This is a genomic window from Mesorhizobium sp. ISC11 (assembly GCF_037162595.1).
GTDB lineage: Bacteria > Pseudomonadota > Alphaproteobacteria > Rhizobiales > Rhizobiaceae > Mesorhizobium > Mesorhizobium ciceri.
Genome location: NZ_JAVSPW010000001.1, coordinates 3,521,813 through 3,542,241, shown reverse-complemented (window position 1 = coordinate 3,542,241; position 20,429 = coordinate 3,521,813). Strand labels below are relative to the sequence as shown.

General features: G+C 60.6%; 21 protein-coding genes. 6 read left to right on the top strand and 15 right to left on the bottom strand.

What is annotated here, in order from left to right; genetic code table 11:
- Positions 1-20: 20 nt before the first annotated feature.
- The 9 genes from RPF88_RS17425 to RPF88_RS17385 all read right to left on the bottom strand — a co-directional run bounded on the left by RPF88_RS17425 (position 21) and on the right by RPF88_RS17385 (position 7,621).
- Positions 21-611: a L,D-transpeptidase gene (locus RPF88_RS17425; protein WP_024502269.1), complete on the bottom strand. Its 591-nt coding sequence runs from the start codon at positions 609-611 to the stop codon at positions 21-23.
- Entirely contained in the window at positions 595-1,758 is a 1,164-nt protein-coding gene (locus RPF88_RS17420) for an AAA family ATPase (RefSeq protein ID WP_337122721.1), read from the bottom strand. Before RPF88_RS17420 ends, RPF88_RS17425 begins: the two co-directional genes overlap by 17 nt.
- On the bottom strand, positions 1,755-2,396 hold the full coding sequence (locus RPF88_RS17415; protein WP_337122720.1) for a TadE/TadG family type IV pilus assembly protein: 642 nt from the start codon (positions 2,394-2,396) through the stop codon (positions 1,755-1,757). The genes RPF88_RS17420 and RPF88_RS17415 overlap by 4 nt, the downstream gene beginning before the upstream one ends.
- 2 nt (positions 2,397-2,398) lie before the next feature.
- Positions 2,399-2,920, bottom strand: coding sequence for a TadE/TadG family type IV pilus assembly protein (locus RPF88_RS17410; RefSeq protein WP_337122719.1), 522 nt, complete (start codon positions 2,918-2,920; stop codon positions 2,399-2,401).
- A gap of 5 nt (positions 2,921-2,925) precedes the next feature.
- Entirely contained in the window at positions 2,926-4,425 is a 1,500-nt protein-coding gene (locus RPF88_RS17405; RefSeq protein ID WP_337122718.1) for a TadE/TadG family type IV pilus assembly protein, read from the bottom strand.
- A gap of 73 nt (positions 4,426-4,498) precedes the next feature.
- Complete coding sequence (locus tag RPF88_RS17400; protein ID WP_337122716.1) at positions 4,499-4,798, bottom strand: hypothetical protein; 300 nt, start codon at positions 4,796-4,798, stop codon at positions 4,499-4,501.
- Positions 4,785-6,230: a type II and III secretion system protein family protein gene (locus tag RPF88_RS17395; RefSeq protein ID WP_337122715.1), complete on the bottom strand. Its 1,446-nt coding sequence runs from the start codon at positions 6,228-6,230 to the stop codon at positions 4,785-4,787. Before RPF88_RS17395 ends, RPF88_RS17400 begins: the two co-directional genes overlap by 14 nt.
- A 58-nt stretch (positions 6,231-6,288) precedes the next feature.
- Complete coding sequence (gene cpaB / locus RPF88_RS17390) at positions 6,289-7,353, bottom strand: Flp pilus assembly protein CpaB (RefSeq protein ID WP_337123880.1); 1,065 nt, start codon at positions 7,351-7,353, stop codon at positions 6,289-6,291.
- Between the two features lie 88 nt (positions 7,354-7,441).
- Positions 7,442-7,621, bottom strand: coding sequence for a Flp family type IVb pilin (locus RPF88_RS17385; protein ID WP_337122714.1), 180 nt, complete (start codon positions 7,619-7,621; stop codon positions 7,442-7,444).
- Positions 7,622-8,151: 530 nt separating this feature from the next.
- On the opposite strand from RPF88_RS17385, the gene RPF88_RS17380 reads away from it, so the two are divergent.
- The 6 genes from RPF88_RS17380 (at position 8,152) to RPF88_RS17355 (ending at position 13,487) form a co-directional block, all read left to right on the top strand.
- Positions 8,152-9,540, top strand: a complete 1,389-nt coding sequence (locus RPF88_RS17380; RefSeq protein ID WP_337122713.1) for a CpaF family protein — start codon at positions 8,152-8,154, stop codon at positions 9,538-9,540.
- The gene (locus tag RPF88_RS17375; RefSeq protein ID WP_337122712.1) at positions 9,540-10,511 is read left to right on the top strand and encodes a type II secretion system F family protein; all 972 of its coding nucleotides are present in this window, start codon (positions 9,540-9,542) and stop codon (positions 10,509-10,511) included. Before RPF88_RS17380 ends, RPF88_RS17375 begins: the two co-directional genes overlap by 1 nt.
- A gap of 12 nt (positions 10,512-10,523) precedes the next feature.
- Positions 10,524-11,480, top strand: a complete 957-nt coding sequence (locus RPF88_RS17370; protein WP_337122711.1) for a type II secretion system F family protein — start codon at positions 10,524-10,526, stop codon at positions 11,478-11,480.
- A gap of 54 nt (positions 11,481-11,534) precedes the next feature.
- Positions 11,535-12,074: a tetratricopeptide repeat protein gene (locus RPF88_RS17365; RefSeq protein WP_337122710.1), complete on the top strand. Its 540-nt coding sequence runs from the start codon at positions 11,535-11,537 to the stop codon at positions 12,072-12,074.
- 1 nt (position 12,075) lies between these two features.
- Positions 12,076-12,594 carry a prepilin peptidase gene (locus RPF88_RS17360; RefSeq protein ID WP_337122709.1) on the top strand — a complete coding sequence of 173 codons (519 nt, stop codon included), beginning with the start codon at positions 12,076-12,078 and terminating at the stop codon, positions 12,592-12,594.
- 137 nt (positions 12,595-12,731) lie between these two features.
- On the top strand, positions 12,732-13,487 hold the full coding sequence (locus tag RPF88_RS17355; RefSeq protein ID WP_337122708.1) for a methyltransferase family protein: 756 nt from the start codon (positions 12,732-12,734) through the stop codon (positions 13,485-13,487).
- Between the two features lie 226 nt (positions 13,488-13,713).
- Here RPF88_RS17355 and RPF88_RS17350 read toward each other — a convergent pair whose 3' ends face one another.
- The 6 genes from RPF88_RS17350 to RPF88_RS17325 form a co-directional block, all read right to left on the bottom strand.
- Positions 13,714-14,661, bottom strand: a complete 948-nt coding sequence (locus RPF88_RS17350; protein ID WP_164778282.1) for a nucleoside hydrolase — start codon at positions 14,659-14,661, stop codon at positions 13,714-13,716.
- A complete protein-coding gene (locus RPF88_RS17345; protein ID WP_127366108.1) occupies positions 14,658-15,671 on the bottom strand; it encodes a nucleoside hydrolase in 1,014 nt (337 codons plus the stop codon). The genes RPF88_RS17350 and RPF88_RS17345 overlap by 4 nt, the downstream gene beginning before the upstream one ends.
- A gap of 11 nt (positions 15,672-15,682) precedes the next feature.
- On the bottom strand, positions 15,683-16,669 hold the full coding sequence (locus tag RPF88_RS17340) for an ABC transporter permease (protein WP_013530293.1): 987 nt from the start codon (positions 16,667-16,669) through the stop codon (positions 15,683-15,685).
- Positions 16,657-17,697: an ABC transporter permease gene (locus RPF88_RS17335; protein WP_027162245.1), complete on the bottom strand. Its 1,041-nt coding sequence runs from the start codon at positions 17,695-17,697 to the stop codon at positions 16,657-16,659. Before RPF88_RS17335 ends, RPF88_RS17340 begins: the two co-directional genes overlap by 13 nt.
- Positions 17,694-19,271, bottom strand: a complete 1,578-nt coding sequence (locus tag RPF88_RS17330) for an ABC transporter ATP-binding protein (RefSeq protein WP_064994631.1) — start codon at positions 19,269-19,271, stop codon at positions 17,694-17,696. The genes RPF88_RS17335 and RPF88_RS17330 overlap by 4 nt, the downstream gene beginning before the upstream one ends.
- A gap of 88 nt (positions 19,272-19,359) precedes the next feature.
- The gene (locus RPF88_RS17325; RefSeq protein ID WP_013530296.1) at positions 19,360-20,364 is read right to left on the bottom strand and encodes a BMP family lipoprotein; all 1,005 of its coding nucleotides are present in this window, start codon (positions 20,362-20,364) and stop codon (positions 19,360-19,362) included.
- Between the last annotated feature and the right edge of the window lie 65 nt (positions 20,365-20,429).

The following is a 20,429-nucleotide window of genomic DNA, read 5'->3' as shown; positions in this document are numbered from 1 at the left end:
GTCCGGTTCGCTGATCATCGTCATTGGACCACCACCTTTGCGCCGACCGCGACGCGTTTGAAAAGATCGATCACATCCGTGTTGGTGAGGCGAAAACAGCCCGATGTCCCGTCGAAGCCGACACCCGACGGGTCGTTGGTGCCGTGTATGCGGTAGAGCGTGTCGCGCCCGTCCCGAGACAGGTAGAGCGCCCTTGCGCCGAGCGGATTGTAGGGGCCGGCGGGCACCATTTTCGGCAGCTCCGGCTGGCGGGCCCGCATTTCCTGCGGCGGGCGCCACTCCGGCCATTCGGTCTTCGCCCCGACCTTGACGATGCCGGTCCAGCCGAACCCGTCGCGCCCGACGCTGATCTGGTAGCGCAGCGCCTGGCCCTGGCGGGTCACCAGGTAAAGCGCCTTCTCGTCCTTGCGGATGATGATCGTTCCCGGCTGCTCAGCGGTTCTAAAGGCGACGGCCTTGCGCAGGCTGGGCCCCATCGCCGGCAGCGGCGGCCGCTCCGAAAGTGCTGATCGCGCCTCGGCGAAGCCGTGGACGGACAGCGCCAGCGCCATGCCGAGCACGCAGGCGCCGGCGAGCTTTGGGGCGATCCGGTATCTATCGGGCAGCGTCATCGAGCCGCTCTTTGAACATCCGCTTCAGATCCTTGTTGAAGCGCGCCCGCCCATCCACTTCGGAAGGCGGGATGGCCCGGTTCAGCGCATCGGTCAGAAGCGCATTGTCCAGCGCCACCGACTTGATGTGCGGCGCCTTGAAGATCTTTTCGAGCTCGCTGCGCGAAAAATGGTTCCCGAACCATTTGCGCTTGTGCTTGTTGGCGACCAGCGTGATGCTGACCGCATTGCCGCGCAGCTCGCGGATCTTCTTGTAGAGCCGCTTGCCTTGCCGCAGCGAAGCGACATTGAGTTCGAACACGATGAAGATCTCGTCGCTCGTCGACAGCACGGAATTGTGCCAGGGCGTTTCCAGATTGGGCAGGTCGATGACGATGTCGTCGAAGCGGTAGGCGACGAGGTCGAGCAGGCGGAAGACGAAATCGCCGCCATGCGGCTCGAACGGCAGTTGCGGCCGCTCGAATGCATAGAGGGTGAGGCCGGACGGGCGCGACAGCTTGATGACATCCATCAGCTCGACATCGAGCCGCTCCGGCTGGCCGATGATGCCGGCAAGGTCGAACTGGTTGAACAGATTGAGATAGGCGCCGCAATTGGCGCTCTGGAAATCCAGGTCGACGAGACAGGTGGATGCCGCGCGCTCGGCTGATTTCGACGCCAGGAATTCAGCCGCCGACAGCGCCAGCGTCGTGGCGCCGGCGCCCCCGCTGGCGCTGATGAAGGTGATGATCCGGCTTTTCGTTCCCTGGTTGCCGGTGTCGTGGAAGGTCACCGCATTGAGCAGCTCCTTGCCGTCGAGCGGCTTGTGCAGCCAGTCCGAGGCGTTCATGCGCACCAAAACGCGCGTCTGCTCGGAGCTCAGTTCGTCGGAAACCGCGATCAGCGGCACGCTGGCCCAAAGCGCGCGCGCCTCGACGATGCCGGGCCTGCCGAGCAGCTCGCCATTGCCGAGATCGAGGATGACGATGCCCGGGCGCGCTTCGGCCGGCGGCCCCTTGAGGAAGTCGCTGGTCTCGGAAACCCTGACGTCATAGATCGCCAGCGCATCGAGCCGCGTCGCCACATCGCGCTTGAAATTCGGATCCGACGAAAACAGCGCCACCTGCTTGCGCTTGGTCGGCGTAACCTTGGTGTTGATGGCGTTCATAATGGCGCTGCGCTCTTCAGATCTTCGCCCGTGACCGTGCTCAGCATGGAGGGCATGGAAATGTTGTTGAAACCCATCAGTCCGCTCAGGAAGAAGAAGTGGAAGGTCAGGTTTTGCAGATTGACGGTGATTGTTGGCACCGGTCCAGTCAAACGGGTCTGGTAGCCGAGACCGGTGGCTGCGTAGGTGACGACGATGTTGTCACGGTGCAGGCCCCGGAAGAAGTGGCACATGCCGGGGCGCTGGTTTGCGGCCAGCGCGGGGCACGTATTGTCGTTGGTAACTGCGGTGTCGCCTCTGAAGATGGTGCTGAAACTGGCCGCGTTGAATGCGGCAGAGTTGCCATTACAGGCGCCGGTGTTGCCGGTGTACTTGCAAACGAGGGCAGTGTAAGCGCCGGCGCTGACCGGTGCCCCCGGCGTCGTCGTCGGCGCCGCGGTCGCGAGCGCGGTCGAAACCGGATCGGAGATTGAAGCCAGCCTCGCACCCACTTGCACGGCCTTGGTCGCCTCGTTCCATTGATAGAATGCATAGCCGAAATCGACGAAGCCGAGGACAAGCGTAAACAGCAGCGACGAGACGATGGTCATTTCCACCATCGCCGCGCCGTCTTCCGATTTTGCAAAACGCTGGATCATGTTCAGAACCGGATCAATCGCTCGTCGTGGGAGCCATTAAGGGTGATCGGGCCGATGCCGATGAACGACAACATGCCGACCCCTGTGTATGGGTAGGTGCCGGCCGCGCGAACTGTGCAGACTTGTGCCGTGGTGGAGCGATATTGGATAACGCCGCCCGAAACGGCGTCTTTGCAGTTGTTATTCGTGGTGACCGTGACATCCGATGTCTGCCAGCCGGCGACACGCGCGGGTGCAGTCCCGGTTGGGTTACCGTACACCGCGATGTTCGCGGCAATGGCGGCACAGTTGATCGCCGCAAGCCCCGCGTCTGTATACATCTGGCTGTTGCAGCGCGCGGCAAAGCGAGCGCCATCCGTAAGGCCGGCCTCCATCAGCAGCTTGTCGTGGATCAGATTGCCGAACTCGAACACCCCAGCCGACAGGATCAGCATCAGCGGCGTGATCAGTGTCATCTCGACGAGCACCGCGCCGCGTTGGTCGTGGCGAAATCGACTGAGATATCGGGACACCATCTTGAACATCGCGGTCACCGGTAGAGCTGTGCTTCGTCGCGCAGGAAGTTGTCGAGAGTGCCGTTGCCGCCCTTGCCTGTGATGTCGACGAGTTCCACCATGATGTCTTTCCCGTCGATGATGGGCTCCGTGATGAAGAAACTGGCAAATCTCCTGGCCGGAACATTCGCGCGGCCACTGAATTTCACGCTCGACGGGGGTGCCTGAAGCGCTTTGCAGTCCAGGACTGCGCCGTAAAGCAACCGGCGGTCTGGGATCGAGATCGGGGTGCCAGCCCCAGCCGGCGGTTGGCCTCTTTCGCCGCCGACGGACGCGTCCTGATAAATGTTGTTGTCGATCTCGTAGCGATAGACCTCATACCGCGTCGGGAGGTTGGCGCCGGTGCCAGACAGAGCCGTAGGCACTGAGCGTAACGGATGATTGGCAGCCCAGTAGCGCGCGAAGTTCCAGTCGCCGGCGCCCATGCGACCGCCCATCATGGTGCATGTGCCTGATGTCTGGCACGAGTCGCGTTCAAGCCCGATGCCTTTGGTCGGATCTGTTTGGTAGTCGACCTTGTTATCCTTGACAAATTGATCCCAGTTTATGGCACCCTTGCGCACATTGACCGCAGGTCCGTCCGAAAACGAGGACGAATTGATGCCGAAGCGCGAGTTGATGCCATCTTTCACGGGACCGGCATTCTGCCCCGGCTCAGTGTCGACGCCGTCGCGCGAATAGCAATTCTGGGGCTTTGAGTCAGCGAGCATCTTTTCGAGCTGGCTGGCGCCGTTGCCAAACGGCGAAGCCAGGAAAGCGAAGTTGCCGGGAGCGTAAGACCCGTCTCCGCGCAGCTTGATTTGGCGGCGGCGGTATTGCCTGGATTGCGCCGCCTGTTCCAGCGTGACGCCGCCGGTGATGGTTGTATCCTCATACGGGTTGCACATGAAAACGGGCGTGTAATCGCAGACGCCCGACGTGAAACCGGCGACCGCCGAGGCACTAATATTGAAGCTGTTGCTGGCCGAGTTGCCCGTCAGAAACGACGCGGGGAAAATCGCGGCGAAACCAGTCGGTGTCACCTTCACTTGGATGAATCGGGTCTCGTCTTCGCCAACAGTTTGAGTTGTATCGGCATAGTTTGCGCTGGTGATCGGCAGGTTATCATTCGGAAGAGTCTTCAGGAAGCACCACGAAATATTGCTGGCGCTGTTGCATCGTGCGGTGCCGCCTGGTTGCCCGGAAGTCAAAGGGAGCGGGCCGGTGCCCGTGGTTGAGAAAGTGGCATCGTTGGCAACCAGTGTTGCCATGGCTCGCTCAGATCTAGCCCATGAACCGGGCAAGCCATCCAGTTCTGCCGCCCCAGCAAGGGCAAACGCGTCTGCTGCCTTCTGCAGATCGTTGTGCAAATTGTTGGCCCGGCTCATGTCGATCGCCAGCAGCGAAAAACCGATGATCGCCGGCAGCGTGACGCTGACGAGGATCAGCGCTATTCCCCTCTGGTCGTGCCAGAACGCGCGAATGGTTCGCAGCATGGCTTTTACTCTTTGCTCCCTGGACGCCCGGTTTCCTCGTATGACCTGGCGCTCTGAAACCGCATCCTTCAGTTCAATTCACCACGTTTGTCGTGTCCGAAGCGCCGACGTTGACCGTGATGGCCGGCGGTGGTGGCGGTGGCGGTGGATATTTGTAACCTTGGGCAACAGCGGCGGCGCGCACGCCGTCGCCTTCGATATGTGTGTTCCTGGACGCCGGATTAAGCGGGTCGACCGTCTGCAGCAGCGAATTGTATTTCTGCGTGTCGCCGGCGGCCAGGGTCACCGAATCGTAGTGGTTCAGATAATCCGCGGCGCAGCCCGACAGCGCACCGGCACACAGGATGAAGATCAAGCTGCTATTTCTTGACATAGAGCATCTTGTCCTTCGATTTGAAGTCGAGCATGTGGCCATAGGGGCCGGTGACGCCCTCTCCAGTTTCATATTTTCGGATCATATCCTTGTTCACCTCAAGTTGACCAAGCACGAAGAATTCCGGATCGTTGGCGGGCCGTGTCTTGTCGAACGGAGTCGCCAGCTGCTCCCCGGGCCTCACCGGCCGCACCAGATGCGGTGTGACGATGACGACAAGCTCGGTCTCTTCTTTCTGATTGCTTGAGTTGCGAAACAGCGTTCCGATAACCGGCACCTGGCCTAGCCATGGCACCTGGTTCTGCAGCTTGGTGGTCTTGCTGGACAGAAGCCCGCCGACCGCAAAGCTTTGGCCGTCGCGCAGTTCGACGACGGTTTCCAACTTGCGGTTGGTGAAGATCGGGTCGCCAGCGGTGGTGAAGCCGGTCAGGTCGCTGACCTCCGGCGCCAGCCTCATGTGGATCTTACCGTCGTCGAGTACAACCGGCGTGAACACCAGATTGACGCCGAATTGCTTGTACACGATGCTTATTTTGTCATCTTTGTCGAGAGTGCGGATCGGCACTTCACCGCCGGCGTTGAAGCTGGCCTGCTCGCCTGAAAGCGTGGTGAGGTTGGGGTTCGCGAGCATGCGCACCGCGCCCTTGGCCTCCAGCGCCTCGATGTACAAGTCGACTTTGATGTTGCTGTCGATCACGCGGGTCAGCAGTGCGCCGAACGGAGACGATACAGACAGGAGGTTGCTGAGCAAACCTCCGGTGCCCAAAATCACTTTGTCTTTGTCGGCGGCGGCGATGCCGGTTCCTACTTGAGTAGAGCCGTCGCCGTTCGTCGTCTTGATCGAGACGCCAAGGTCGCGGCCGGCATTGCGCTTTGCTTCCAGAACCCGCACTTCGAGATTGACCTGCTGGCTGTCGTCGACAGTGACGGAATTGATGATGTCGTCGGGACCATATTGCTTTGCTACATCCAGGATTGCCGCCAGCGTGGCACCGTCCTTGACATGGCCGCCAAGCCTGACCCTGCCATTGACCGAGCCGATCTCGATGCGGGACCTCGGTGCCACCTGGCGGATCGCCTGCGCCATATCACTGACATCGACGCCAACCTCGATCTGGAGGACTCCGAGGGAGCGCTTGTCCGTGGAGAACAGGTTAACCGTGGTGGTGCCGGCGCCCTTGCCGATGACATAGAGCGTGCGGTCGGTCATCGGTTGGGCATCGGCGATCTTCTCGTCACCCACGACGATATCGCCCAGATTGGCGCTCACCTGGATCGTCACCGATTGCGACATCGGCAGGAAAATCCGATGGACGGCAGGGGTCGATACATCGATGAAACGGTCGGCCGCACCGGCCGCCAGGCTCGATAGCGGCAGCGCCGCCAGGCAGGACAACGCGATCGTCGCCACCCTTAACCAAGACCCCTGCATCACCGTCTCCCCAATCCCTGCCGCTTACGGCTCCGTTTTTATTATTAGCTGCAGCTTATCATGGTTGTCGTGGCACGTCATATGTCTCGAACTTCACGCCCCGAAAAACGCCGACGGTTGCCCGTGTCGGCGGCTCGGGCTGCACGTATTTGACGACTTCCCGGACTTCTGCCGCGGATGCTATGGCAGGAGCCGGCTTGATTTTGCTCAGATCGTCCAGCTTGCTTCCCACCCGGTCCACGGCCTGTGCCAAGCCCGCAATCTTGTCGTCGGCACGCTTGCGCTCGTCTTCCGCACGCTGACGTTCGGCTGCGGCCGCAGCGTCGGTCGCTGCTTGCTTGTCCAGTTCGGCTTGCCTCTTGGCAACGTCAGCCGGCATTTCGCCAGTCAGGTCGGAAAGCGTCACGCGTTCGGTCGTTTCACCCTTGCTGGCAGCGGCTTGGCGCAACGCCAGCGACAATTGGCCGGCTCCCGCTGCAAGCGTAAGCTTCTGCGCATCTTTGGTGCTGGCCTCTACCGTCACCGACTTGACGACGGTCGGACTGTCTTTGCTCTCATCGGCTACCTGGTCGACGGCGAGCACCTTCATGCTCTGCAGCAGCACGTCGACAAAACTCTGATCCGCACCATCTTCGCTCCGCACCGTTCGCGTAAGCAGCACATCGACCCGGTCACCCGGGAAGACGAAACCTGCGACGCCGAGCACGTCGTTTACCCGGATGGAAACAGCCTTCATGCCCTCGCCAAGCACCGCCGAAAGCGTGGCGCGCTGGCCCGGGCCCGTGATCTTCGTGGCGAGGACAGGTTCGTTGATGCCGATCGCCTGGAGCGCTTGCTTGGTGCCTCCTCCAACCGGAAGGTCTTTCGTTAATAGTTCGTCTATCGTCTTGAAAGCCCCCGCCGGAACCGCGCCGGATGGCCATGCAACTTGGCGCAGTTTGTCGGCTGACAGCGTGTCGCCGAACTTCAGCGCTACCGTAGCCACCACGACTGTATCGCGCGGGACGTCACCTGTTTGAGCCATCGCGTTTCGCTGATTGGCAAGCCAGATGTTGGCGAGCACAACCGCAAGAACGCCGAACACGCCGGCGAGAAACACCATGATGACTGTGTTGGCACGCATGACCCTAGCCCCTCGTTCCCCGGGCAAACGCTCGTCGCCCGCCCTTGCAGAGCTTTGGGCCCGGACGAGCCGGGCCCAAACTTTTGACTTAGCCCAGGTTGAGCGCTGTGGTCAGCGTGCCCCAAGAGGTGGTCACATAACCGCCGACCAGAACAATTGCCGCGATTGCCGCAGCGCTGATCAGACCGATCAGGATCGAGTATTCGACCATGGCAGCGCCGTTTTCGTCGTCGCGGAACTGCCGGGTCATCGTCATGAGCTTCTTCATGTCAATTTCTCCCTTTGGAGGTTGGAACCCGACGAGACAGAGCAAAGGATGAAATCCATACCCAAGCATCCCCCGTCATCTCGATCCTAGGTCCCGAGAAAATGCAGAGTCAAACGACATTAAGGGTTCCTTAACTTTCATATACGTGATTCGGCAAGAATATTGCAAAGCCAAATCTTGGCAAGGGATTGATTCTTTTCATTTTTTGATTGACCTTAACCATTCGTTCACAATTTGGCCGCTCGTGTGGCGAAACCATGGAAGTATTAGCGAAACTGCATATCCCTTTATATCTAAGGACTTAAGCGGCAGTTCTGCTCATTTTCGCGGCGCGGCCGGATGAGCCCGAGAGCCGCGGATAAATTCGGGGAACCCGCATGCCCCTTGCATCAAATAAACAAGGGATTTGTGGGCTTTGATCTTAACTATGCTGAAAGTAATGGCTGTGCGCCGGGCACCCAGGCGCTTGTGCGTTCGTTGGTTAACGTTTAGTTTCCGCTAATGCGTATCCGAGGGGAGTATAAGCAATTATGCTGGGGCGGTTCATCAAAGGGCCAAGCGAACAGCAGGCAGCGCCAAAGACCGAGCAGCTGGCGGTGCAGCCTGTTGCTCCGGCTCTTTCGCCTGCCGCTGACGTTGAATCGCATGGCGATGATTTTCTGACGCTCAAGGTCGATCTCCACCGTCATTTGATCGACCGCTTCAACCTCGCCGTCCTCGAAACAGCGTCCAAGGACGAAATCTTGAACGAAATCCGCCCCATCGTGCGGGAGTTCGTTCGCAATCGCAATGTCCCGCTGAATGCTCGCGAACTCGACCAACTGACGAGCGACACCGCCGACGAGATGCTCGGCTTGGGGCCAATCGAGCCGCTCCTCAAGGATGATTCGATTGCCGACATATTGATCAATACCCACAAGCGCGTTTTCATTGAGCGGCGCGGCGTCATCGAGGAAACGGCGATCCGTTTTCGCGACGAGGCCCACCTTATGCGCGTCATCAACAAGATCGTGTCGGCGATCGGCAGGCGCGTCGATGAATCGGCGCCCATGGTCGATGCGCGGCTAGGTGACGGCTCACGCGTCAATATCGCGGTGCGCCCGATCTCCGTGGATGGGCCTCTGGTATCGATCCGCAAATTCTCAAAGAATCCCTATTCGCTCGAGCGCCTGATGGCATTCAATTCCATCCGGCAGCCGATGGTCGATCTCCTGCGCATCGCCGTGCAATCACGCAAGTCGATTCTGGTTTCGGGTGGCACAGGCAGCGGCAAGACCACCTTGCTCAATGCGCTGTCGAGCTACATCCCCTCCAGGGAGCGGCTGATCACTATCGAGGATGCAGCGGAACTGCAGCTGCAGCAGCCGCATGTCGGCCGTCTGGAGACGCGCCCGCCGAATGTCGAGGGGAAAGGCGAGGTGCGCCAGCGTGAATTGCTGAAGAACGCGCTGCGCATGCGGCCGGATCGCATCATCGTTGGCGAAGTCCGTGGCGAGGAAGCTTTCGACATGCTGCAGGCGATGAACACCGGCCATGAAGGTTCGATGACAACCATCCATGCCAACACGCCGCGTGATGCGATCTCGAGGCTGGAGCAGATGGTCGGCATGGCCGGCATGCCGATGAGTAACGATTCTATCCGGGCGCAGATTGCGTCGGCCATTGACATCGTCGTGCAGACGCAGCGTCTTTCGGATGGAGGCAGGCGCGTGACATCCATATCGGAGCTCACCGGAATGGAAGGCAATGTCGTCCAACTTCAGGAAATCTATCACTTCGTTCGCCGTGATGTCGGCGCTGATGGAAACGTTATAGGCGAGTTTCGCGCCACCGGTATTCGACCGCGCTTCGCCCAGGAAGCGGCCACCCTTGGGCATCAGTTCGCCAAGGATGCCTTCAATCCGCAGGTCCCACTCTGATGCCGACCGGACAGACCTTACTCTACTTCATCTATGTGCTGGCCGCGGCCGCGGCCATCCTTGCTGCGGAATCGCTCTACCTGTCATTTTCGGGGCGGCGCGCCCGCGTCACCACCGTCAACCGACGCATCAAGCGCTTGAGAGAGGAGGCCCCAGCTGAACAGATGTTGCAGGGGCTGCTGCAGGAGCGTGGCCTAACGGCGACTGGCGACTACATCTTTGGCGCCGTCGCGCTCAACCGGCTCTACACGCAATCCGGCATAACAGGTAACCCGCTGGCATTCGCAGCCGTGTTTTTGCTGGCTGGTCTGGTGGTGGCCTTGGCAATGTCATTGCTTCTGAACTTTTCGATTACGGTTGCTATCTTTGCCTTTTTGTTAATCGGCTTTGGCCTGCCACTTCTCGTTTTACGACGTGCGCGGAACAAGCGAATCCAGAAGTTTGCCGCCCAACTTCCTAATGCACTCGACATGATCGTGCGTTCGTTGCGTGCCGGTCATCCGACATCGGTGGCTATCGGACTTGTGGCTCGTGAGATGCCCGACCCGCTCGGCACCGAATTCGGCATCGTCTCCGACGAAATCACCTTTGGTCTCAGCCTTGAACAGGCCGTGCGCAAACTCTCGCAACGCGTCGGTTTCGACGGTCTCCATTTGCTTACCATATCACTCTCCATTCAAGCCAAGACCGGCGGTAACCTGACCGAGATGTTATCGAATCTTTCGTCTTCGCTCCGAGAACGGCAGAAATTGAGGCTGAAGATCAAGGCGCTTTCGGCAGAGGGCCGAGCATCGGCGTGGATAATCTCCCTATTTCCTCTTATTATGTTCGGAATACTTCTTTTAGTTGCCCCTAGCTATTACGGAGATATTTGGGGTAGCCCGCTGATTACCCCAGTATTCCTGATATTCGGAATATTGGCGCTTTTTGGCGATTTCATCATGTTTCGAATGGTCAATTTCGATTTCTGAGGAGGCGCGCCGATGACCGTTTTTGCAAGCCTTCAGAATTCAGGGCTGCTAATCTCAGTTGCAGTTTTCATGGCGGCGATGGCGCTTTTCCTGTTCGGTGCGTTAATAATCTTGCCGGCTATGCAGACACGGAAACTGGTTGCGCAAAGCCTATTGGCCGAGGGAATTGCCAGCCGTCGCTCGCTGGTGGGCCAGGAACAACTGGCCAAGATTTCCGCGCAGCGTCCAGTCGAGGCATATTTTCGGTCGATAGAGAAGGAACGGGACGAACCCAGCGCCCTGGACGCAAAGCTTTTCCGCGCCGGCTTCTATCAATCAACCGCGCCGGCGATTTACACTTTGTCGCGCCTGGGCACGGTCTGCATTGGCTTTGCGGTGACATACGCGATTCTGTCGCGGATACTGCCGTCTGAGGTGCCGGGAGTCATAGCCTTTGCGATCGCTGCGGTGTTCGGGCTGGCCTGCATAGTCATACCAAGCATCGCTCTCGACCGATTTGAGAATGGGCAGAAGCAGACCTATCGCCGTGGCTTTCCCGATTTCATGGACATGATGATCACGTGCGCCGACGCCGGCATGAGCCTTGAGGCGGCGGTCGAGCGCGTCGGGTCCGAACTTGCCGCTACTCACAAATGGCTCGGGATTCAGCTGGCGATCATGAATTTGCAACTACGCGCCGGCAAGCCGTTGCGCGATGCGCTGCGCGAACTCGCGGACCGAATTGGACTCGAAGAGGCGAGATCCCTGGCGGTGTTGTTTCGGCAATCGGAGGAACTCGGCACCAGCCTGACGGACGCTTTGCGCGTCTATAGCGACGAAATGCGCAGTCAGAGAATCCTTCGCGCGGAGGAGATCGCCAACGCTCTTCCGGTCAAGATGATGATTCCGTTGGGCCTTTGCATCTTTCCGGTGGTGATGATGATTGTGATGTTGCCTGTTGTCATCCGAATGAAAGGCGTTTTCTTCTAGTTTGGTCTATGATTTGGTCCTAATGTGAGTCGGGGACCCCAAGGGGACACATTGATGAAGAGGGTTATCGCGGCCGCAGCCTGTCTGCTCATGGCGGTGCTTGCCGGCTGCCAGACGGACACAACCGACGGTGTCGTACGCACGAACGAGCCGTCGAAAGGCGACGTAACGTCTTTTGGCGATGCTTTCGACGGGCTGAAGACGGTCAGCGACGTCGAATACTATGCCTCGGACCAGGCCGTTGCCGAAGCCAAGAACCAGTTCCGTGCCGAAAATTACGGCAATGCCGGCGCGCTGTTCTTCAAGGCGACGCAACTGGCGCCCAATGATGGCAACGCCTGGATGGGACTGGCCGCCTGCACCGATCGGATCCATCGCTTCGACCTGTCCGACCGGGCCTATGCCCGTGCCTTCAAGCTGGTCGGCGCGACGCCCGAATATTACAACAATGTCGGCTATTCCTACCTGCTGCGCGGCAAGCTGCAGGATGCCCGCTCGAACTTCCTCAAGGCTTACGAACTGGCGCCCAATGATCCGACCGTCGCCAACAATCTGAAGCTGCTGTCGTCAAGCGTGCAGAATATCGAGCGCTAGCATGCTGCTTGTCGAATCGCTATTGCTAATGGCGCTTGCCGTTCCTCTTCTGGCTAGGATTGCGTGGCTCGACTTCACCACGCAGGAGATAGCCAATCGCGACGTGCTGCTACTGCTGTGCTTAGGGGCGGGGTCGCTGCTGCTAATGTCGCTGCGGTCGGGATCGTGGTGGGACATAGGGCTGAGCGCCCTTGCCGGACTTCTGCTGTTTGTCGCACTCTTCCCTTTCTGGGCGCTGCGCAGGATTGGCGCCGGTGATGTCAAGCTGATGGCGACTGTGCCTTTTCTGATCGGCGGCGGCTGGCTGGTCATGTTTTCGATACTGCTGCTATTTTTTGCTCTCGTCACGGTGCTGGTCGTGAAAAACCCAACGTTACTGCCGGAAGGAGCCTTCCGTGTATATACTCAGCATTTAGACCGCAAAGGTGTAGTGCCGTTCGGAGTGCCGATTTCCCTAGCGTCGATATGTACTATCGCATTGCAGATCGTAAGCAGTCTTATGGCCCCTGGCGGTCTATAAAACCAAATGGCGTGATTCATAGAACCACTCGGTCGATTTAGAAGAAGATTTGATAGGCATATTAACCTTCTGAAAACCAATATCTTGCCCTAGCGCCGGCAAAATGCTTGGATTGAACCTTATTGGTGGGGTGCAAAATGGACATTTCCAATTTTGAAAGGGATCGCGTATCCGTTTGCTCTGAGGCGCAGCCGGAAAGTGTTCAGAACGGTATTCTTCGACGATCTATGCGCTTGCTGCCGTCGCTAGCGATGCGTGACTTTATTGGCCGCGCAACGCTGACATTTTACTTCGCGTTCGGCGCGGCCATAAAGGTGGGGGCTCTGATACTGGCTCTGCGTCATATTGTATGGACGACGGCGTCCAGCATCGACTTTGCGGCGGACGTTGCCTCTCTCGGATTTCTGGCGCTCATGGCTGTTTCAACCGTGACGCGTCTTCCGCCGATGAAGACAGCGCAGGGAATTGAACCCCGAATCGCAGCGCTGCTCGGGTGCTTTGCGACGGTGACTTTGATTGTCGTCCCTCGTGTCGAAATCCTTCCGCAGCTTAAACTTTTCGCGGACCTAATCATCCTCGGCGGTTTTACGCTTTGCATATGGTGCCTTTGGTGGCTTGGCAGGTCGTTCAGCATCGTCGCCCAAGCTAGGCGGCTTGTCACAGCAGGGCCATATCGGTTTGTGCGCCATCCTCTCTACGCCTGCGAAGCGATTGTCCTGATCGGCATTCTTTTACGTAATCCTACATGGGGAACAGTTGCAATTTGCGCAATTGCTCTCACCTTCCAATATCGGCGGCTGGTCAATGAGGAGAAGGTTTTGCAGGCAGCTTTCCCCGAGTATGCCGCCTACAAACTTGTAACCCCTATGCTGTTTCCCGCTCTATTCCGATGACGAAGAGGTACGGCAGCAGGATTTCTGCTTCCGTGGCGTCTCTCGGCTCTGGTAAGACTAAGCGCGATCGCCGGCGCGTTGGCTGACAGAGCAAACGAAAAACCCGCCTGTGCGGCGGGTCATTGGCGCAAATCAGCACCATAGGCAAAAATGTACCATAGCTGAGTGCAGCTAGTCAAGAAAAAATTCCTATCCTGAAACGCTGCCGGCGCCGCCCGCGCTCCGTTCAGTCCCGCAGCAGATCGAACATCAGCTTGAAGAAGCGGTCCGCGTCGACCTCATGGGCGATGCGGGCATTGTCCTTTTCACCGCGCTCGCCCCAGTAATCGGCGATGGTCGCGCCGAAGGCGTAGGTGCCGGACAGGTCGACGCCGATATGGGCAGGGCGCGTGCGCACCAATGTCGGGTCGATGGCCAGCGCCAGCGCCAGCGGATCGTGCATGGCGCCGCCGACGCCCATCGAGTTGCGGTGCAGCTTCTCGTAGAACAGCAGCCAGTCGTTGACGAGCCGGCCGAGCGGCGTGTCGATGGTCGCGAGTTCGGCATATTGCGGCGCCTCGATCAGCACCTGCATGGTGACGTCGAGGCCGACCATCAGGATCGGCACGCCGCTGTCCAGCACGATCTTCAGCGCTTCGGGGTCGCAGAACGCGTTGAATTCGGTCGGCGTGATGATCTCGCTCTTGCGGTAGAACACGCCGCCCATCCAGATCAGTTCCTTGATCTTGGGCAGCACGTCGCGATGCTTGAGGATCATCAGGCCGATATTGCTGAGCGGGCCGGTGGCGACGACCAGGATCGGTTCGGGCGCGGCGCGCAGTTTGTCGGCCAGGAAATCGACGGCATGCTGGTCGACCGGCTTGATCGTCGCCTGCGGCAGGTAGGGCGAGCCCTCGAGGCCGCTCGGGCCGTCGGCGGTGCCGAGCACCAGCGGGCGCGCCAGCGGACGGTGACAGCCCTGCGCGACAGGCACGTCGCCGGCGCCGATATACTCCAGGATGCGCAAGGCGTTGGCGGTCGTCTTCTCGACCTCCGCATTGCCGCAGGTCGTGGTGACGCCGATGAGTTCGATGGCCGGCGAGCGATGCGCCATGACCAGCGCGATGGCGTCGTCGTGGCCGGGGTCGCAGTCGAACAGGATAGGAGTTGGCTTGGTCATCATGTCGTCTTTCACGCCGCCCGCTCGTAGCGCGCTATGGTTTTCTTGAAGCCGTCGAGGAAACGCCGCCCGTCCAGGCCGGTGCAGATGCGGGTGGTCTTGGGCCCGCCGCCGGGCAGCAATTGCCGGCCGCGATAGGCGACGGTCTGGCCGCGCGCCAGCCTGCCGTCGAGCACGACGTCGGCGAACAGCGGCTCGGTCATCGTCGCCAGGCCGGGATCGAAAGCCAGCGCCACGGTGATCACGTCATCCATCGGGAACCCGACGAGGTCGAAGAATTCGCGCCAGATGTCGATGTAGATCGGGAAGCTGTCGGCGATCATCTCAAGGACGGGATTGTCCCTGGCGACGGCCTGCATGTCGGCGATGTCGTCGCGCGTCAGCATCGAGTCGGCGACGCGGTTGTCCTCGCAGATGTCGAGGGGGACGAGGATCTTCTCGACATCGGCGTTGAGCACGATGCGCGAAGCCTCCGGATCGGCCCAGATGTTGTACTCCGACAGGGGTGTGATGTTGCCCGGCGTCTGGAAATTGCCACCGAGCACGATCAGCCGCTTGAGTGCACCGGTCAATCGCGGCTCCTGCAACAGCGCCATCGCCGCGTTGGTCAGCGGGCCGGTCGTCACCAGCGTGATCTCGCCCGGATTGGGCATGACCGTCTCGATTATGAAATCGACCGCATGTCCCGACGTGGCCTGCCGCACCGGCGTCGGCGCCGGCGGGTTGAACTTCTTCAGGCGATCGCCGAAGCGGGCGACGAGCCGTTTTTCGAAATGCACCGGCGCCTCCATGTCGGCCTTGGCGTTGCCGACGATCGGCCGCCACGCACCGGCGTGAACCGGGATGTCGTCACGCCCGGCGAGCGTCAGCGTGTTGAGGACGACGTTGGTGACCTGTTCGATCGGGCCGGCCGCACCGGTCACGGTGGTGACACCCTCGAGCCGGAGTTTGGGATTGACCGCTGCAAACAGCACGGCGAGAATATCGTCGCCGGCTGAATCCACGTCGAGGATTATGCGTTCCATAAAGGCTTCCTTCACTGGGGATTTTTGCCGCCGGGTTCGGTGTTCCTGTCTACCGACAGCAGTTTCCGCATCGATTCCAGCGTCTCCGCGATGATCCTCGGGCGCGCCCGGTAGGACAGCGCGAACAATGCGATCAGCGCGACGACATAGGGGACGGTGAGAACCAGGTAGGACGGATAGCCAAACGTCTGCAGGCGCAACGAAAAGGCATCGGCGAAGCCGAACAGCAGGCAGCCGGCCAGCACCTTCAGCGGATCGCCGTTGGAAAAGATCAGGATCGCCACCGCCATGAAACCACGGCCCGACGACATGTTTTCGGTGAACATGGTGATGTAGCCGAGGGACAGATGCGCGCCGGCGAGGCCCGCCAGCAATCCGCACAGCAGGGATGCGATGTAGCGGACGCGGGTGATCGAGATGCCAAGCGCCTCGGCGGCTTCCGGCTTTTCGCCGACCACGCGGATATAGAGGCCGAGCCGCGTCCTGTTGTAGCAGACGACCAGCAGCGGCACGGCGATGAAGGCGGCATAGACGAGCGGCGTGAAGCCGGAGATCAGCGGCGCCCAGGAGCCGAGAAGGTCGCGGGCGCCGGGCAGCTGGACTTTCGGCAGGCCGACGATGCCGTGACCGACGATCGAACCGCGCGTGCCGAAGATCGCTTTCATCAGCGAGATCGTCATGCCGCCGGCCAGGATGTTGAGCGCCAGCCCGACGACCACTTCATTGGCCTTGAAGCTCACCACCAGGACAGCAAAAACCAGGGCGAAGACGAGCGCCGCCGCAACGCCGCAGGCGACGCCCGCCAGTGCGGAACCGGTCCAGATCGAACCGAGGACGGCGAAGAAGGCGCCGACCAGCATCTGCCCCTCGAGGCCGATGTTGAAGATGCCGGCCTTGGTGGTGAACGAGCCGCCAAGCGCGACCAGAAGGATGGGCGCGGTGGTGCGAAGCGTCGCCGCGATCAGCGCGACGTTGATGAGCTTGTCTAGAATTTCCATCGCCGCTCCCCTGCCTGGCTGTCGCCGCGCTTTCTCACCAGCACCTGGGCCGACACGCTGAGGATGATCAGCGCCTGGATCACGGTGATGATCTCGCGCGACGCGCTGGTGTCGACCTCGAGCAGCAGCGATCCGTTGCGCAGGGCACCGAAGAACAGTGCGGTGAAGATGGTGGCGACCGGCGAGCCATTGGCGAGCAGGGCAGCGATCAGCCCGTCGAAGCCGAAACCGGGAGCAAATCCTTCCATGAAGCGGTGATGGACGCCGAGCGTCTCGACGCCGCCGGCCAGCCCGCCGACGGCCCCTGAAAGCAGCAGGACCAGGAAACCCTGCCGTTTCACGTTGACGCCGCCATATTCGGCGAATTTCGGCGCCGAGCCGACCATCGTGACGCCGTAACCCCATTTGGTGTAGCGGAAGACAAGGGCCGCGCCGACCGCCAGCACCAGGCCAATGACCAGGCCCCAGTTCAACCGCGAGAAGGCGAAGATCTCCGGCAGATAGGATGTCGCCAGGATCGGCGGCGTCTCCGACCAGCCGCCCGGCCGCTTGAACAGGAAGATGGTGAAATAGGATGTGAGCAGCACCGCCACGTAGTTCGACAGGATCGTCGAGACGACCTCGTTGGTGTTGTAGCGGGCGCGGAAATAGGCGGGGATGGCGACCCAGGCCGCGCCCGCCACGACCGCCAGCGCCAGTGCTGCCAGCGTGTGAATGCCCGCGGGCAGGGGCATGGCAAAGCCGACCCAGGCGGCGGCGAAGCCGCCGAGGAACAGCTGGCCCTCGATGCCGACGTTGAACATGCCGCCGCGCAAGCCGATGCAGGCAGCGACACCGCAGATCAGGATCGGCGTCGTCTGCAGCAAGGTCCCGGCAATCTTCTCCTGATCGCCGAAGGCGCCGCGCAACAGTGTCATGAACACACGCACCGGGCTTTCGCCGACCATGAGGATGATGATCGCGCCCATCAGCAGTGCCACGCCGATGGCGATGACCTGGCCGGAAACGGCATGCAAATGGTCTTTCATGATGCGGTCTCCGCGGCGAATTCCGGCGCGGCCACGCCTGCCATCATCATGCCGATGCGCTCCTCGTCGGCGTCATCGCCAGAGACCTCGCCCATGATCCGCCCGTTGAACATCACCAGGATGCGGTCGGCAAGGGCGGCCAGTTCGTCGAGTTGCACGGAAATCAGCAGGATCGCGCGGCCGGCGGCGCGCTGGCGCATGATCTCGTCATGAATGGCCTCCTGGGCGCCGATGTCGACGCCGCGCGTCGGCTGGTCGATCAGCAGGAAATCGGCGCCATTGGTGAATTCGCGTGCCAGAACGACCTTCTGAATGTTTCCGCCCGAAAGCCGCTTGACCGCATCGCTCGGTCCGCGCGCGCGAATATCGAAGCTCTTGATCAGCGTTTCGGCGTTTTGATTTATGGCATTCCAGTTGAGCATGCCGCCACGACTCCATGGTGCGCGATGCTGGCGGCCCATCAGGGTGTTGGCCGCTATCGAAGCGTTGCGATCGACCCCGCGTACCATGCGGTCGCCTGGAACATGGGCGAGGCCTGCCTGGCGGATCGCGGCGGGCGAGAGATCGGTGAGATTCTGGCCCTTCAGCCAGGCCCCGCCATGGCTTGCCGGCCGCAGGCCCGAAAGCACTTCCGCCAGCTCCGTCTGTCCATTGCCGGCCACACCCGCGATTCCCACCACCTCGCCGGAGCGGACCGTGAAACTGGCATCGCGAAGAGCCGGCAGCAGGCGATCGTCGCGCGCCCACAGATCCTTCACTTCGAGCACTACGTCGCCGTGCAGCGAAGCGCGCGGCCGGCGGTCGAAGCTCACTTCGCGGCCGACCATCATGTGCACCAACTCGTCCTTGCTGAGCTCGGCCGTCGGCCGGGTCGCCACCTTCCTGCCGTTGCGCAGCACCGTCACCGTGTCGGACACTTCCATCACCTCTTCCAGGTGGTGCGAAATGAAGATCACCGTCATGCCTTCGGCCACGAAGCTGCGCAACGTCTGGAACAGTTCACGGCTCTCCTGCGGCGTCAGCACGGCGGTCGGTTCATCGAGGATGATGGTGCGCGCGCCGCGCACCAGGACCTTCAGGATTTCGATGCGCTGTTCTATGCCGACCGAGAGCAACCCGACGCGCTCGGTCGGATCGACCTGCAGGCCGAAGCGCTTCGACAGGTCGCGCGTTCGCGCCACCTGCGCAGCGTGGTCGATCAGTCCATGGCGACGGATTTCCATGCCGAGAAAGACGTTGTCGGCAACCGAGAGCGAGGGAACCAGCTTGAAATGCTGGTGAACCATGCCGAGGCCGGCCTTTATCGCCACGGACGGGTCGGCGATCACGATCTCTTCACCGTTCAGCCGGATCGAGCCTTCGTCCGGCTGCAAGAGGCCGAACAGGATGTTCATCAGCGTCGTCTTGCCGGCACCGTTCTCGCCGATGATGGCGTGGATCTCGCCGCGGCGGACCGCAAGATCGATGCCGTCATTGGCGACGAATGCGCCAAAACGCTTGGTGATGCCAGTCAACTCGACGGCCATCGCGGCATTGCTGTGGAGGGTCGGCGACCCCGGCGTGTTCGACAACATGGCTCTCGCAGATTGGACACTGATCCGCCGCGGCAAGCCGCGGCGGATCAGTCTAGCGCTTTCTTGGGAGGGAGGCGCTGGTGTTGGCTTATTTCGCCTTGGCGATCACGATCTTGCCGTCGACGATGCCCTTTTTGATCTCGTCGAGCTTGGCGGTCATCTCTGCCGGGATCTTGGCGGCGATGTCATCGCAGACCTTGACCTCGACACCGCCCGAGGCGAGGTCGAAAGTGCGGGTGCCGGCGGTGATCTTGCGGCCCTCGACCTCGTCCTTGATCAGCGTATAGACGGCGATGTCGCCGCGCTTCAGCATGCTGGCGAGCACATTTCCGGGGGCCGAGCCGCACATGTCGATGTCGACGCCGATCGAATATTTGTCGACCGCGGCACTTGCCTGCATCACGCCTTCACCCGTCGGGCCGGCGACGTTGTAGACAATGTCGGAGCCTTGGCCGTAAAGCGCCTGGGCAAGTTCGCTTCCCTTGGCCGGGTCGTCGAAGGTTCCGGCGAAGACGGAGTTCACCTTGACGTCGGGCGCGGCATATTTGGCGCCTTGCTCGTAGCCGCCCAGGAAGTTGCGGATCACCGGGATATCGCGGCCGCCGACAAAGCCGATGGCCTTGCCGTCGCCGATCTTGTCGAAGGCGGTGCCCTTGGCTTCGATCATGCCAGCAAGCGCGCCGGCGACGAAGGATCCCTGCTCCTCGGCGAAATTGGCGTAGATCATCTTGGGGTTGTCGAGGACGCCATCGATGAACACGAAGCGTTGGTCAGGATATTCGGCGCTGACCTTTTGCAGCGAGTCCACCAGCTCCCAGCCCATCACGAAGATCAGGTCGTACTGTTTGCCCTTGGCAAGATTCTCGAACTGCTGCTGGTAGTCGAGCGCGCGATTGCCGGTGTCGACCAGCTTGAGATCGATGCCGAAATCGGTCTTGGCCTTGTTGAGGCCGTTGACGATCGAAACGCCAAAACCCTGTGCAAAGTATCCCGAGATGGCGGCCACGGAAACCTTGGCCTGTGCGGCGGCCGGTCCGAACGAAATGGCAAGCATCGTGCCGGCCAGGAATAAACTCTTGAGCGCCCTTTTCATGTCATTCCCCTTCAGCTTTTCTCAGCTTTTGAAGCCACGCTTTGACCATCCCCCACACATCGCCG

Bases quoted from the DNA above. Each gene is read 5' to 3' on its own strand.
- RPF88_RS17425 (WP_024502269.1), bottom strand. From the start codon at position 611: ATGACGCTGCCCGATAGATACCGGATCGCCCCAAAGCTCGCCGGCGCC.
- RPF88_RS17420 (WP_337122721.1), bottom strand. From the start codon at position 1,758: ATGAACGCCATCAACACCAAGGTTACGCCGACCAAGCGCAAGCAGGTG.
- RPF88_RS17415 (WP_337122720.1), bottom strand. From the start codon at position 2,396: ATGATCCAGCGTTTTGCAAAATCGGAAGACGGCGCGGCGATGGTGGAA.
- RPF88_RS17410 (WP_337122719.1), bottom strand. From the start codon at position 2,920: ATGTTCAAGATGGTGTCCCGATATCTCAGTCGATTTCGCCACGACCAA.
- RPF88_RS17405 (WP_337122718.1), bottom strand. From the start codon at position 4,425: ATGCTGCGAACCATTCGCGCGTTCTGGCACGACCAGAGGGGAATAGCG.
- RPF88_RS17400 (WP_337122716.1), bottom strand. From the start codon at position 4,798: ATGTCAAGAAATAGCAGCTTGATCTTCATCCTGTGTGCCGGTGCGCTG.
- RPF88_RS17395 (WP_337122715.1), bottom strand. From the start codon at position 6,230: ATGCAGGGGTCTTGGTTAAGGGTGGCGACGATCGCGTTGTCCTGCCTG.
- cpaB (WP_337123880.1), bottom strand. From the start codon at position 7,353: ATGCGTGCCAACACAGTCATCATGGTGTTTCTCGCCGGCGTGTTCGGC.
- RPF88_RS17385 (WP_337122714.1), bottom strand. From the start codon at position 7,621: ATGAAGAAGCTCATGACGATGACCCGGCAGTTCCGCGACGACGAAAAC.
- RPF88_RS17380 (WP_337122713.1), top strand. From the start codon at position 8,152: ATGCTGGGGCGGTTCATCAAAGGGCCAAGCGAACAGCAGGCAGCGCCA.
- RPF88_RS17375 (WP_337122712.1), top strand. From the start codon at position 9,540: ATGCCGACCGGACAGACCTTACTCTACTTCATCTATGTGCTGGCCGCG.
- RPF88_RS17370 (WP_337122711.1), top strand. From the start codon at position 10,524: ATGACCGTTTTTGCAAGCCTTCAGAATTCAGGGCTGCTAATCTCAGTT.
- RPF88_RS17365 (WP_337122710.1), top strand. From the start codon at position 11,535: ATGAAGAGGGTTATCGCGGCCGCAGCCTGTCTGCTCATGGCGGTGCTT.
- RPF88_RS17360 (WP_337122709.1), top strand. From the start codon at position 12,076: ATGCTGCTTGTCGAATCGCTATTGCTAATGGCGCTTGCCGTTCCTCTT.
- RPF88_RS17355 (WP_337122708.1), top strand. From the start codon at position 12,732: ATGGACATTTCCAATTTTGAAAGGGATCGCGTATCCGTTTGCTCTGAG.
- RPF88_RS17345 (WP_127366108.1), bottom strand. From the start codon at position 15,671: ATGGAACGCATAATCCTCGACGTGGATTCAGCCGGCGACGATATTCTC.
- RPF88_RS17340 (WP_013530293.1), bottom strand. From the start codon at position 16,669: ATGGAAATTCTAGACAAGCTCATCAACGTCGCGCTGATCGCGGCGACG.
- RPF88_RS17335 (WP_027162245.1), bottom strand. From the start codon at position 17,697: ATGAAAGACCATTTGCATGCCGTTTCCGGCCAGGTCATCGCCATCGGC.
- RPF88_RS17330 (WP_064994631.1), bottom strand. From the start codon at position 19,271: ATGTTGTCGAACACGCCGGGGTCGCCGACCCTCCACAGCAATGCCGCG.
- RPF88_RS17325 (WP_013530296.1), bottom strand. From the start codon at position 20,364: ATGAAAAGGGCGCTCAAGAGTTTATTCCTGGCCGGCACGATGCTTGCC.